Origin of the sequence: Rhodopila globiformis, from assembly GCF_002937115.1 — a bacterium.
Taxonomy (GTDB): Bacteria; Pseudomonadota; Alphaproteobacteria; order Acetobacterales; family Acetobacteraceae; genus Rhodopila; species Rhodopila globiformis.
On sequence record NZ_NHRY01000264.1, the window covers coordinates 26051 to 39208 of the forward strand.

A 13158-nucleotide genomic window follows, 5' to 3' on the forward strand; every position below is an offset into this window, starting at 1 on the left:
GTCTCTTTATCGTCATAGCCGGGCGTGTCCCGGCCATCCACCCCCAACCGTCGAAGCGCAGATGGCCGGGACACGCCCGGCCATGACGGTGAGAGAACGTCTGGCCAACGCCGTTCCCCTTTCCCCCGAGATAAAACCGCCCCTACACCAGGCTCCGCAGCCATCCGAACCACCCTTCCGGCCGCTCGGTTGTCAGCCGCACCAGATCGGCCGCCAGCCCGTCGATATCGGGCTTCTGCGACGCCATCGACGGAACCAGCAGCCGCGCGTTGCCCACGCGGTCGAAGACGTAGATGGCGGAACTGTGGGTGACCTCGTACTTCGCCGGGTCGCTGGATGGGCTGACCGAGTACGCAAGGTGGAAGCGCTTCGCCAGCGCAGCCAACTGGTCCGGCGTGCCGCGCAGACCGACGAACTCGGGCCCGAACCCGGCCACATATGCTTTCAGTACCGGTATCGTGTCGCGGTTGGGATCGACGGTGACGAACAGGAAGCGGATGTGCTTCGCCGCCTTGCCCGTCTTCGCCAGCGCTGCAGCGACGTTTTGCATGGTCAATGGACACACGTCCGGGCAGAACGTGTAGCCAAGATACATCATCGTCACGAAGCCGCGGTAGTCGAACTGTGTCCGCGTCTGTCCAAAGGGTGTCCCCTGCATGACGAAATCCAGCGACGGCGACGTCCCGGTCACATCGACATCATGCCAGACCTGATCCGCCGCCCGCGCCGCCGCCAGCGGCAGGGCCGCGGCAAGCAAGCCGATGAACGCGCGCCGCCTCATGACCGCGGCCCCCGGATGGCGAACGGGGCGCTGACCGAGCCGCCGCCGGCGAAGTGCAGCGTCACCGTCTCGGTGCCCGTGCGGGTCAGCAGCGCGCCGGAGGGCTGCATGCACATCAGGTGATAGCCTCCGGGTGCGAAGCGTACGGTACCGTGCGGCGACACCGGCAGCGACGAAACCATGACCATCCGGTCGATCCCTCCTTCGTTCTTCGACTGGTGCAGCATCAACGACTTGCAGTCGGGCGCACTGGCCCCGACCAGGGTCAGGGGCGCGTCACCGCGATTCTCCAGCGTGAAGTACCCGGCGGCCGGGCGCGACGGCAGCAGGACCTGCATGCGCCCTTGCGTCACCACCGCGTCGGGCGACCCGGCCCAGGCTGCCGGCGCCGCGGCCAACGCAAGCAGCAGGGCCGCGCAGGCAAGCCAACCCGGCAAGTGATGGCTCGTGCGGCAAATCGCAGGTCGGTTGAGGCGGGGCGACGGCGCACCCTCGTCGTCATGGCCGCCGGCGCAGGCCCACCATCCACGCCTTCTGCTGATAGCGGCACCGCCAGGCGTGGATGGCGGCCCTGCGGCCGCCATGACGAGGGAAGCCCGCCGCCCCTCGCTGAACGGCGCCCCAACCTGCCTGCGGTTTGCTCTAGCGCCCGGTCCAGGCCCGGGAGGAAATCCGGACACCCGGCGCGATCTCGATATCGTCATTATTATTCCCGCCGTTCTGGCGGTCCTCGTGCAATCGGATGTTGTTCAGCATCAGCATGAACGCAACCGAACTCATCATCGACGACGGAATCCACACGATCACCCCGCCGAGATGCTGATCCAGCAGCGCGCTCACCGAGGGAAACAGCCGCCCGCACAGGTCGTAGTAAGAATACAAAGGCGTCATCGCGAACGTCAGGTGGGCGCCGAGGAGAAGCTGCGGGAAGATCACCAGGATGCAGGTGACCAGCCGCACCGCGTAGCTGTGCCGCGCCGGCGGGGCCGGGCGGGGATCCAGGATGAAGAACCAGAACAGCAATCCGTCGATCACCATGCTCAGGTTCATCGTCGTGTAGAGCACCGGCGAGATCATCGCGTGGAAGTGCACGTTCGGGATCAGCCAGAACCAGATCAGCCCGACGAACAACAGGCCCGCGACCACCGGGTTCTGCACCACCCGCAGCATGGCGCCGATCGGGCGGGCACGGGCCAGCCTCAAGCCGGCGGCGGGCATGCCGCGGGCGAGCGTCTCCCCCGGCCAGGCCAGCGCGATCAGGAACGGGCCGAGATGGTGCATGCCCATGTGCTGCAGCCGGTTCAGGAAGAACATGTGCTGCGACAGGTAAACAAAATGCGTCTGCAGCGTGACCCAGATCAGCGCCACGCCGGCCAGGAACGCCGTCTGCCGCAGCCCGTGCGGGCGCTCGGCAGCCGGCGTCAGCGTCAGGCCGCGCAGGTACCACAGCAGCGGCAGGGCGATGCCGAGATATTCGATCCAGGAAAAGTCCCACGGCGCGAACACCGGCATCTCGGCCGGATGCACCGCGTCGCCCCACCACAGCACGGTGCCAACGGCCAGCACGAGGCCGGTCATCACGAGCAACGGATCGAACTTGGCGGGGATCGCCGCCGGGGCGGTGCTGAGAGGCTCGTTCACACCGGCAAGGCATCGTCTCGAACCCCGCCGCTGACAAGTTACAAGCGGCTTATGCGTTACGCCGCCGTCCGGGACGATTCCTGTGCAGCCCTCCACTGGACAATTGCGCAAACAGCAGCGCATAGCACGCGCGCCGTCCGACCGGTCCATGTCCAGGAGCTTCGCGCGTAACACCATGATGTACTTCAGCCGCTTGAAGACGACCGTCATCCTGGGCGTCTGCCTGCTGGGGATATTGCTCGGCGTACCCAACCTGTTCCCCGCCCCGGCCGCGTGGATGCCATGGCGCACGGTGCATCTCGGCCTCGACCTCCGCGGCGGCAGCTACCTGCTGCTGGAGGTCGACATGAAGGCCGTGATCAAGGAACGGCTGGACGGCCTGATGGATGGCGTCCGCCAGGCGCTGCGCACCGAGCGAATCTACTACCAACAGTTGCAGGCGCAGCCCGACCAGAACCGCATCCTGCTGCGCCTGCGCGACCCGGCGCAGACCGCCCAGGCGGTGACGGCGCTGCACCCGTTGATCAGCCAGGACAGCAGCACCGGCCAGCCGGACATGGCAATCGACTCGAACCCTGACGGGTCCATTACCCTGACCCTGTCGTCGGTCGCGCTTGCCCGCCGGGCCAGCGGCGCGGTGGACCAGTCGATCGAGATCGTCCGCCGGCGAATCGACGAAACCGGCGTGGTGGACCCGCAGATCACCCGCCAGGGCCAGAGCCGCATCGTCGTCCAGCTTCCCGGCATCGGCGACCCGGATCGTATCAAGCAATTGATCGGCAAGACGGCGCACATGACGTTCCAGTTGGTCGACGAGACTGCCAACCCGGCCGCCGGCGGGCCGCCGCCCATCGGCGACGAGTACCTGCCGATGCAGGACCGGCCCAACGAGAAGATCGCCGTGCGCAAGCGCGTGGACGTGGACGGCGCGGACCTGACCAACGCCCAGGCCGGCACCAGCCCGGAAACCGGCGAGTGGGTGGTCAACTTCACCTTCAACTCCGTCGGCGCCCGCCGCTTCGCCGACGTCACCCGTGCCGCCGTCAACCACCGCTTCGCCATCGTGCTGGACAACAAGGTGATCTCCGCTCCGGTGATCCGCGAGCCGATCACCGGCGGCCGCGGCCAGATCAGCGGCTCGTTCACGGCGCAGTCGGCCAACGACCTGGCGGTGCTGCTGCGGGCTGGCGCGCTGCCGGCGCCGCTGACGGTGGTGGAGCAGCGCAGCGTCGGGCCGGAGCTTGGCGCCGACAGCATCCGCGCCGGCGCCATCTCGCTGACGGTCGGCTTCCTGTTCGTGATCGCCTTCATGGGCACGTTCTACGGCCTGTTCGGCTGGTTCGCGAACCTGGCGCTGGTGGTCAACCTGTTCCTGATGCTGGGCATCATGTCGATGCTGCAGGCGACGCTGACCCTGCCGGGCATGGCCGGCATCCTGCTGACGCTGGGCATGGCGGTGGACGCCAACATCCTGATCAACGAGCGCATCCGTGAGGAACAGAAGCTCGGCCGTCCGCCGTTGGCGGCGCTGGAGCACGGGTTCAAGCGCGCCTACAGCACCATCTTCGACAGCAACGCCACCGCGTTCCTGGCGCACGTGATGCTGTTCGTGTTCGGCTCCGGCCCGGTGCGCGGGTTCGCGGTGACCATCACGGTGGGCATCGCCACGTCATTGTTCACCGCCTGGATGCTCACGCGGCTTCTCGTGTCGCGTTGGTATGCCAACAACCGGCCCAAGCTGCTGCCGGTCTGAGGTCACAAACGATGTTCATCAAGCCGCTCTTCCGCCTGGTTCCCGACGGCACCCGCATCCAGTTCATGCGGGGCCGCTACATGGGGCTGATCGTCTCGGCGATTTTGTCCACCGCCTCGATCATCATGTTCTTCTATCCCGGCCTGAACCTGGGGATCGACTTCTCCGGCGGCGTGGTGATGGAGGTCCGCACAGAAGGTCCGGCAAACTTCGACCAGATCCGCGCTGCCCTGGCCGCGGCGCATGTCCCGCAGCAGGGGGTGCAGCGTTTCGGCGATGCGTCCGAGGTGCTGATCCGCCTGGGCGCGCAGCCGTCGGAGCAGGGCACCCAGGCCGCGGTGGCGCAGGTGCGCGGGGCGCTGGAGAAGGGCGTGCCCGGGGCGAAGATCCTGCGCACCGACGCCGTCGGCGCGTCCGTCTCGGCCGAGCTGTTCCGCAACGGCATCCTGGCGCTGGTGATCAGCCTGGCGATGATCCTGGTCTATATATGGTTCCGATTTGAATGGCAGTTCGCCGTCGGCGCAGTGGTGACGCTGGTGCTGGACATCACCAAGGCCATCGGCTTCCTGGCGCTGACCCGCATCGAGTTCGACCTGGTGATGGTGGCGGCGATCCTGACCATCCTGGGCTACTCCACCAACGACAAGGTGGTGGTGTATGACCGGGTGCGGGAAAACCTGCGTAAATACAAGACGATGCCGCTGCGCGAGCTGATCGACCTGTCGATCAACGAGACGCTGAACCGGACTTTGGGCACCTCCATGACGGTGTTCCTGGCCAGCCTGCCGCTGGCGCTGTTCGGCGGCGAGTCGATCTCGGGGTTCGCCTGGGTGATGCTGTTCGGCATCGTCGTCGGCACCTCGTCCTCGATCTTCATCGCCGCGCCGATCCTGCTGTTCCTGGGCGAGCACCGGCTGCGGCGCGAGGCTGCCCCACCGGTCGCGGCCAAGGCGACAACGGCATCGCGCCGTTGATCCACCGCCGGCGACTTCTGCTGGCGGCTGGGTTGGCGGTGGCCGGCGTTCCAGCGGCAACGGCGATGCAGCCGGACCGGGCGCGGCCGCTGGTCATGCTGGTCGGCGCCCCGGAAGGGTCGGAGTTTGATTGGACGGCGCGGGTCTTTGCCGGATTCCTCGGCCCGCGCCTCGGTGCACCGGAACCGGGTGGCGTTGCCATCGACGTGCGCAACATGCCGGGTGATGGCGGGCATGCCATGCTGGCCGCGCTGGGTGACGCCACGCCCAGTGGCGCCACCATCGGCTGGGTCGTGACCCCGACGCTGCTGGCCCGCGCGATCGACCGCAACGACCCGGGTCTGAGCCGGCGCCTGACCATCGTCGGCCAGGTGCAGCGCGAGCCGATTGCGTTCGTCTCACCGGCCAGCGATCCGCTCGATTCGGTGCAGGATATCATCCGCCGGGCTGGCGAGGACACTGATGCGGTGCCGCTGGGCACGCCGCCGCCCGGCAGCCCGCCGCATCTCGCGGCGTTGCGCCTGCAGGAACTGGCAAAGATCCGGCTGAACATCATCACCTTTCCCTCCAACGCCGCGGCGCGGCAGGCGGTGCTGGCCGGCAATGTTTCGGCCGCCGCGCTCGGGCTGTCGTCGGTCATCGATGCCGTGCGCGACGGCGACCTGACGGCCATCGGGATCGCCGCCAAACGCCGGTTCGGGCTGCTGCCGGAGACGCCGGTGCTGGATGAGGCCGGCATACCACTGTCGGCCTTCATCCGTCGCGGGCTTGCGGTGCCCGTGGGCACGCCCGGGGACGTGGTCGCGATGCTGGCTGACGCGGTCCGTGCCGTGGCCCGGGAAGAAACCTTCCGCCGGCAGGCCGAAGCGGCCGGCATTTACGCCGCCTGGGCCGACGGTCCGGGCTGGCGGGCGCAAATGGAGCTTGAACAGGCCGCCCTGGCCCGCCTTTGGCAAACCGAACCCTGGCGGTCGTCTTCAAGCGGTTGAAGCGTATTTCCACGCGACACGGCGTGGCGCCTGGGGTAGTCCGTGCTACATCGATAACGACCAGACTGTGACTTCAGGAGGAACTAGATGACTGTCCACAAGCCGCATGCTCCCGTCCAGACCGATCGAAACCTGGCGCTTGAACTCGTCCGGGTGACGGAGGCCGCGGCCATTGGCGCGTCCCATTGGATCGGCCACGGCCAGAAGAACGAGGCCGACGGCGCCGCGGTGGAAGCCATGCGCAAGGCGTTCGACGCCGTTGCCATCGACGGCACCGTCGTCATCGGCGAGGGTGAGATGGACGAAGCGCCGATGCTGTACATCGGCGAGAAAGTCGGCTGCGGTGGCCCGGCGATGGACATCGCCGTCGATCCGCTGGAAGGCACGACCCTGGCCGCCAAGGCCGGCCCGAACGCCATGGCGACCCTGGCGCTGGCCGAGCACGGCAACTTCCTGCACGCGCCCGACATCTACATGGACAAGATCGCCGTCGGCGGTGGCCTGCCGCCGGGCGTGATCAACCTGGACGACTCCGTCGCCACCAACCTGCGCAACCTGGCGCTGGCCAAGAAGTGCGACATCGCCGACCTGATGGTCTGCCTGCTCGACCGCGACCGGCATGAGCAGCTGATCGCCCACTGCCGCGAGGCCGGGGCGCGCGTGATGCTGATCAGCGACGGCGACGTGGCCGGCGTGATCGCCACCGGACTGCCCGACTCGCAGATCGACATGTACATGGGGGCCGGCGGCGCGCCCGAGGGCGTGCTGTCGGCCGCTGCGCTGCGCTGCGTCGGCGGGCAGATGCAGGGACGGCTGCTGTACGAGAATGAGGAGCAGATCGCCCGCGTTCGCAGTATGGGCCACGCCGATCCGAAGCGCTGCTTCACGGTCGAGGAGATGGCGAAGGGCGACGTGATGTTCGCCGCGACCGGCGTGACCTCGGGCGCGATGCTGCGCGGCGTGCGGTGGGGACACAACACGGCGGTGACGCACTCCATCGTTATGCGCAGCCGCTCGGGCACGGTTCGCTTCATTGAGGCGCACCACAGCCTGGACCAGAAGATCCTGCCGGCGGCGAACTGAGGCGCCGCGCTTGACGGAGGACCTTGTCCTCGGAGTCAACAACAGCCTGTCCGGGCGCCGCTGGCTGTGGCGCGCCGGAGAGGACCGGGTGGCGGCGGGTATCGCCCAGCGGCTGGAGGTGCCCGAGATCGTCAGCCGCCTGCTGGCGGCGCGCGGCATCGGCATCGATGCCGCCGCCGATTTCCTGGAGCCGACGCTGCGGGTGATGCTGCCCGACCCGTCGATTCTGGCCGACATGGACGTCGCGGCGGATCGCTTGGCCGCGGCGGTGCAACGGGGCGAAACCGTTGCGGTGTTCGGCGACTATGACGTGGACGGCGCGTGCAGCGCGGCGCTGATGCTGACCCTGCTGCGCGAGCTGGGCTGTCCTGTTTTGTATCACGTGCCCGATCGCATCCTGGAGGGTTACGGGCCCAATCCCATGGCTCTGGCCGGGCTGGTCGGCCGCGGCGCCCGCCTGATCATCTGCGTTGATTGCGGCACCGCGGCTGCCCTGGCGCTGTCGGAAGTGGCCGGGCGGGCTGACGTGATCGTCCTGGACCATCACCGGGCCGAGGGCCTGCCGCCGTCGATCCTGGCGACGGTGAACCCGAACCGGCTGGATGACGGCTCGGGACTGGGGATGCTGTGCGCCGCCGGCGTGGCGTTCCTGACGGCGATCGCCGCCGTGCGCGCGCTGCGCCGCAGCGGCCACTTCGCAGGCCGGCGGGAGCCCGACCTGATGGGGCTGCTGGACCTGGTGGCGCTGGCGACCGTGTGCGACGTGATGCCGCTGGTCGGCGTGAACCGCGCCTTCGTCTGCCAGGGGCTGAAGATCATGGGACGCCGCGCCCGCCCCGGCGTCGCGGCGCTGCTGGAAGTCAGCGGCGCGCGTGAGAAACTCAGCGCCGGCACCTGCGGCTTCGCCCTGGGGCCGCGGATCAATGCCGGCGGGCGCATCAGCGAGGCGGACATGGGGCTGCGCCTGCTGCTGACCGAGGACGCGGCCGAGGCCCGGGTGCTGGCCGAGCGGCTGGATGCGGTGAACCGCCAGCGCCAGGATGTCGAGGCGTCGATCGTCGATGCGGCGATGTATGCGGCCGAGGCGCAAGTGGCGGCCGGGCGGGCCGCGCTGCTGGTGACGGGGCAGGGATGGCACCCCGGCGTCGTCGGCATCGTCGCCGGGCGGATCAAGGAGCGCTTCAACCGCCCGGCCTGCGTGGCAGGCTTCACCGATGGGCTGGGCAAGGGCTCCGGGCGGTCGGTGCCGGGCGTGGACCTTGGGGCGGCGGTGATCGCGGCCCGCCAGGCCGGCATCCTGGAGACCGGCGGCGGCCACGCCATGGCAGCCGGCTTCGCGCTGCGGGCCGAGCGGCTGGAGGAGTTCCACGCTTTCCTGGAGGAGCGCCTGGTGGCCGCCGCCACCCTGCCGAGCGCGGCGGACCTGGTCGTCGAGAGCGCGCTGTCGGTCGGCGGCGCCACCACCGAGGTGGCGCGGCATGTCGAGCGCCTGGCACCGTTCGGGGCCGGGAACCCGGAACCGGTGCTGGTGCTGAACCGCGCCCGGGTGGTGCGGGCGGACCGGGTCGGGCGGGAGTCCGGGTCGATTCGCGCCTTCCTGGAGGGCGTGGGCGGCGGCACCCGGCTGAAGGCGATGATGTTCCGGGCGAAGGAGGGGGCGCTGGCCGAGGCGCTGCTGGCGCGGTCGGAAGGGGTGCCGCTGCACCTGGCCGGGCATCTGCGGGCGGAGGAGTGGAACGGGTCGATATCGCCCTGTTTCCACATTCTGGATGGCGCGGTGGCGTAGGTGGAGAAAGCCGCTTGACCGGGGCGGGTGGGTCCGCTACCCACCGCCGGCCCGCTGGTTGCTGCAATGATGGTTGCCATGGGGGTCCGGCCTGTCCCGTTCGTCTAGAGGCCCAGGACACCGCCCTTTCACGGCGGTAACAGGGGTTCGAATCCCCTACGGGACGCCAATCAAATCAATGGCTTAGTGTAGGTCGGCTGGCGTGGTCCAATCTCGCGCGCCGGGCTGGCCGGAATTGACCCGCAAACCCGACGACACCGCCTATCGGATTCCCGCCAGCCACGGGAAGCGAGCCCCCACAAGCATCCTCGTTATTTCCGGGCGACCATGCGCGGAGGACAGTCGGCGACGATGATCCGCTGAAGATCGGCATCGGACGGTCCGCCCGCACGCCCCTCCCCGGTGGCCCTCAACCAGCCGGAACGCAGGCAACACCAGTCCAGGCCAATAAACGGCGCCCCGGCCCGTTGCGCCGTGCGCGAGGCCGGTTCCCGCCGGGATACGTCCTATAGGGTCCCCAGCGTCGCGCGCAGGGCATCCCCAAGCTGCGCGGCGGTGAACGGCTTCGACAGCACCGGCGTGCCCGCCAGCGTGCCGGGCAGCCCGGCAACGCCGTATCCGGTGGCGAAAATGAACGCAATGCCGCGCGTCCGCAGCGCTTCGGCGACCGGGTAGCTCAACGCCCCGTTGAGATTCACGTCCAGCACCGCGACATCCGCCTCCAGCGTATGGGCCATGGCCAGGGCGTCGTCCAGGCGGGCCGCCGTTCCCGCCACCTCGCAGCCCAGGTCGACCAGGAACTCTTCCTCCAGCATGGCGATCAGGTCCTCGTCCTCGACGAGCATCACCCTGAGGCCGGCCAGGCCATCCGTCCCATCGTCCACGCTATCGTTCACTCTATATCGTCCATTCTATCGCCCGTTGGCACGACCACCGACGTTCGGGAGCCGCAGGATCTGCGCGGAGGACGCAATGCTCTCCAGCGGCGCCCTGATGACGCAGCAGACGCCGCCGGGCTCGAAGCTGAGGACGGCCGTGCCGCCCAGGTCGCGGGCGATGCCGCGTTCGACCAGCCGGGTGCCGAACCCGCGGCGCGCGGGCGGCAGCACGGCCGGGCCGCCCTGCTCGGACCAGTCGAGGCGGAAACAGCCGTCACAGACCAGCCAGCGCATGGTGACCGTTCCCGCCTCGCCCATCAGGGCGCCGTATTTCGCGGCGTTCGTCGCCAGTTCATGCAGGCCCATCGACAGCGCCAGGGCTGCCCGCGGCACCAGGCGGACCGGCGGGCCAGCAACCCGGAAACGTCCCCCCGCCGCGCCGCCGAAGGGCGCGAGGGCGGACGCCACGACCTCATCCATGCTCGCCCCGGTCCAGCTTTCGCGCGTCAGCACGTCATGCGCGGCGGCCAGCGCCAGAAGACGGCTCTCGAACGTCCGGCGCGTCGGCCCGTCGGCGTCCCGCAGGGAGTTCGCGGCGATCGCCTGGACCGTGGCCAGCGTATTCTTCACGCGGTGGTTCAGTTCGTGGACCATCAGTTGCAGCCGGCTCTCGAACCGCTTGCGTTCGGTGATTTCCAGCGACACGCCGACGGTGCCGGCAATGCTCCCGTCGATGCAGCGCAGCGGCGTCTTGGTTGACAGCCACACCCGCGGCTGGCCGTCATCCTCGCCGAACAGTTCCTCCATGACCTCGGCGTTGCCCGCCGCCATGACCCGCCGATCGGCCTGCATCAGCGCCTCGGCCTCCGCCGATGCGCCGAAGATCTGCCGATCGGTGCGTCCCTGGATATCGGCCAGGGTCTTGCCGAACAGAGCCAGCACCGGCGGGTTGGCGACGAGATAGCGTCCCGTCTGGTCCTTGGCGTAGATCAGCCCCGGCGCGGTCGTCAGGATGGTCTGCAGCAATTCGTTATTCCTTTGCCGCTCCTGCGCCTCCTGCCGGGCCCGGGTGACGTCGCGCATGGTGCCGATGATCCGCACGACCCGCCGGCCGGATGGCGCCCCCGGGTCCGGCTGGAAGAACGCCCGGCCGACGGCGGCGACCCATCGCCGGGTGCCGTCCCGGTGCACAACCGGATAGTCGCAGGCACAGTCGTCCTGTGGATCGTCTGGCGACAGGGCGCGGTGCAGCGCCGCCTCCACGCTGTCCCAGTGCTCAGCGGGAACGGCGTTCTTCCAGGACTCGACCGTTACGGGCTGATCCGGCGGAAAGCCGAAGATGGCCTTGCAGCGCGCGTCCCAGTCCGGCGCCGCGCCGGTTTGCGCCGCCTCGCAGCGCCAGATGCCCAGCTCCGACGCCTCCAGCGCCAGCTGCAGCGTGCGTTCGCGATCCTCCAGCGCCCGCATCGCCGCCACCCGCCCGGTGATCTCGGTGATGACCACGACGACCACGGGCTCATCGGTGGCGATGCGGCTGAGTTCATAGGTCACCGTGTAATGCCGCTCGCCCTGGCGGCCCGGCACAGCCGGCTTGACCAGCTCGTAGACCACCCGCTCGCCCTCGAACGCCCGCTCCAGCCGTGGCCGGATCTGATCGGCATACATGGGCGTGAGCACGTCGGCGACGCGCTGGCCGACGATGTCGGGCGACGGCAGGTCCAGGATGTCGGCGTAGGCCTCGTTGGCGAAGCGGTAGCGATGCGCGCGGTTGACCAGCACAAGCCCGACGCCGGCCGCCGCGGTCGCGGCGCGCAGCCGTTCCTCGCTCGCCCGCACGGCCACCTCGGCCTGCCACAGGGCGGTGACGTCGTTGCACATCTCGACGACGAGGTCCGGGCCGTGCCGGCCGGCGGGACGCAGGGTCCAACTGGTCACCACCGCGATCGTCGTGCCGTCGCGGCGGCGATGCACCAGTTCGCCGCGCCATTGCCCGTCACGCCGCAGCGCCGCCTGGATCTCCGCGAGCGGCACGGGGAACGTGGTTCGCAGCAGGACGTGGCTGATTTCGCCGATGGCCTCGGCCGCCGGATAGCCGTACAGGCGCTCGGCGCCCGGGCCCCAGGCGATGATGCGGCCGTCGGGGTGGCGGAGAATCCCGGGCAGCAGACCCAGCGTCTGATCAAGACTGGTGTACCCGGGCAGGGGCGCGTCCGCCGCACGGCGTGCCCGGCGCCGTGTCAGCGCCAGATAACCGAGCAGCAAGGCGCCGCCGATGGCCAGGCCGGCCGGTGCGGCAAGGGCCGGGATGGCGGCCTGGCGGCGTGCGTTCTCCGTGCTGGCGGATGCGTCGGCCCGCAGCGCGCCGAGTTCGGCATCGATGGCATCCCCGGTCCGCTGGTCGTCGCCGCGAACCGCCATGGTCCTGGCGGCATCCGTCCGGCCGGATTGGTACAGGCCGATGGCGTGGTCCAGCGCCGCCGCCTCGTCCGCCGCCAGCGACCGGATGCGCCGCGCGATCGTGGCCCATTCCGGCGCCGCGGCAGCCGCGCCCGTAAGCCGCGCCACGCCGGCGTCCAGACGTGCCCGCGCCATTGTATAGGTCTTGAGATCAGCCGGATCGCCCGTCAGCAGGTAGCCGCGCTGGGCGAGTTCGACGTCCTTGAGGGTCGATCGCACCGTTTCGCCGGCGCGCTGCACCGCGCGCGCCGGTTCGGCCGATGGCACGCCGGCAGCGCCCGAACGGGCGAAGCCATGGACGAGCCACAGGCCGGGCAGCAGCAGCAGGCCGGCCGCAGCAACGGCCACGAGGGCGTGAAGCCGCCCTCCGCTGCGGATTTGTCGCCCAAGGGTCGCCAGCGCCAACATCGTCAGGCGTACAGGCAAACCGCAACGATACCCGACGCCGGGAAGGAGGCTGTGATCATTCGTGGAGCCTTATCCCGAAAGACGCATGCCCCACAAGCATAAGCCAGCCGGATGGCCGGATGGAACTGCAAAATTACCGGCAACGAAGAACGATGCACGACGCAGCGATATAGGGCGTGTCGTCAATTGGAGCCAGCCGAGTGAGTCTGGGCTGCAACAGTGCGGCGGAATCGTTGATCAACAAGCGGCTTCCCGATTCCAGCAGCCCCGGTTCTTCGATGCATAGGCAGTCAGCTTTGGAGAGGCTGACCGATGCATCGACATGCCTTGCGCGACGACCAGTGGGAGCGGATCAAGGACCATTTGCCGGGCCGTCCGGGGTCCGTTGGCGTGACCGCTGCGAACAAC

General features: G+C 69.1%; 10 protein-coding genes, 1 tRNA gene and 1 pseudogene. 7 read left to right on the forward strand and 5 right to left on the reverse strand.

What is annotated here, in order from left to right:
* Positions 1–142 precede the first annotated feature (142 nt).
* From CCS01_RS29125 to CCS01_RS29135, 3 genes are all read right to left on the reverse strand, one after another.
* Positions 143–781, reverse strand: a complete 639-nt coding sequence (locus tag CCS01_RS29125; protein WP_104522275.1) for an SCO family protein — start codon at positions 779–781, stop codon at positions 143–145.
* Positions 778–1218, reverse strand: coding sequence for a copper chaperone PCu(A)C (locus CCS01_RS34045; protein WP_158258668.1), 441 nt, complete (start codon positions 1216–1218; stop codon positions 778–780). The genes CCS01_RS29125 and CCS01_RS34045 overlap by 4 nt, the downstream gene beginning before the upstream one ends.
* A gap of 205 nt (positions 1219–1423) precedes the next feature.
* Positions 1424–2422 (reverse strand): cytochrome c oxidase assembly protein, encoded by a 999-nt coding sequence (locus CCS01_RS29135; protein WP_158258669.1) that lies wholly within the window; start codon positions 2420–2422, stop codon positions 1424–1426.
* Between the two features lie 175 nt (positions 2423–2597).
* Between CCS01_RS29135 and secD the strand changes: the two genes are divergently transcribed.
* The 6 genes from secD (at position 2598) to CCS01_RS29165 (ending at position 9176) form a co-directional block, all read left to right on the forward strand.
* On the forward strand, positions 2598–4175 hold the full coding sequence (gene secD, locus CCS01_RS29140) for a protein translocase subunit SecD (RefSeq protein WP_104522278.1): 1578 nt from the start codon (positions 2598–2600) through the stop codon (positions 4173–4175).
* Between the two features lie 11 nt (positions 4176–4186).
* The gene (secF, locus tag CCS01_RS29145) at positions 4187–5149 is read left to right on the forward strand and encodes a protein translocase subunit SecF (protein WP_104522279.1); all 963 of its coding nucleotides are present in this window, start codon (positions 4187–4189) and stop codon (positions 5147–5149) included.
* A 38-nt stretch (positions 5150–5187) separates the two neighbouring features.
* Positions 5188–6138 carry a tripartite tricarboxylate transporter substrate binding protein gene (locus CCS01_RS29150; RefSeq protein WP_146102020.1) on the forward strand — a complete coding sequence of 317 codons (951 nt, stop codon included), beginning with the start codon at positions 5188–5190 and terminating at the stop codon, positions 6136–6138.
* Between the two features lie 87 nt (positions 6139–6225).
* Entirely contained in the window at positions 6226–7221 is a 996-nt protein-coding gene (gene glpX, locus CCS01_RS29155) for a class II fructose-bisphosphatase (protein WP_104522281.1), read from the forward strand.
* A 10-nt stretch (positions 7222–7231) separates the two neighbouring features.
* Positions 7232–9007: a single-stranded-DNA-specific exonuclease RecJ gene (gene recJ / locus CCS01_RS29160; RefSeq protein WP_104522282.1), complete on the forward strand. Its 1776-nt coding sequence runs from the start codon at positions 7232–7234 to the stop codon at positions 9005–9007.
* A 93-nt stretch (positions 9008–9100) separates the two neighbouring features.
* A tRNA-Glu gene (locus CCS01_RS29165) sits at positions 9101–9176 on the forward strand.
* 337 nt (positions 9177–9513) lie between these two features.
* On the opposite strand, the gene CCS01_RS29170 is transcribed toward CCS01_RS29165, so the two are convergent.
* On the reverse strand, positions 9514–9903 hold the full coding sequence (locus tag CCS01_RS29170; RefSeq protein ID WP_239992451.1) for a response regulator: 390 nt from the start codon (positions 9901–9903) through the stop codon (positions 9514–9516).
* 15 nt (positions 9904–9918) lie between these two features.
* Positions 9919–12690 (reverse strand): PAS domain-containing protein, encoded by a 2772-nt coding sequence (locus tag CCS01_RS29175; RefSeq protein WP_158258670.1) that lies wholly within the window; start codon positions 12688–12690, stop codon positions 9919–9921.
* Positions 12691–13062: 372 nt separating this feature from the next.
* Between CCS01_RS29175 and CCS01_RS35545 the strand changes: the two are divergent.
* A pseudogene (locus tag CCS01_RS35545) lies at positions 13063–13158 on the forward strand (IS5/IS1182 family transposase); the annotation flags it as partial.

What these genes read in the sequence shown, in the direction of transcription:
- glpX (WP_104522281.1), top strand. Translation starts at nt 6,226, where the DNA reads ATGACTGTCCACAAGCCGCATGCTCCCGTCCAGACCGATCGAAACCTG.
- CCS01_RS29125 (WP_104522275.1), bottom strand. Translation starts at nt 781, where the DNA reads ATGAGGCGGCGCGCGTTCATCGGCTTGCTTGCCGCGGCCCTGCCGCTG.
- secD (WP_104522278.1), top strand. Translation starts at nt 2,598, where the DNA reads ATGATGTACTTCAGCCGCTTGAAGACGACCGTCATCCTGGGCGTCTGC.
- secF (WP_104522279.1), top strand. Translation starts at nt 4,187, where the DNA reads ATGTTCATCAAGCCGCTCTTCCGCCTGGTTCCCGACGGCACCCGCATC.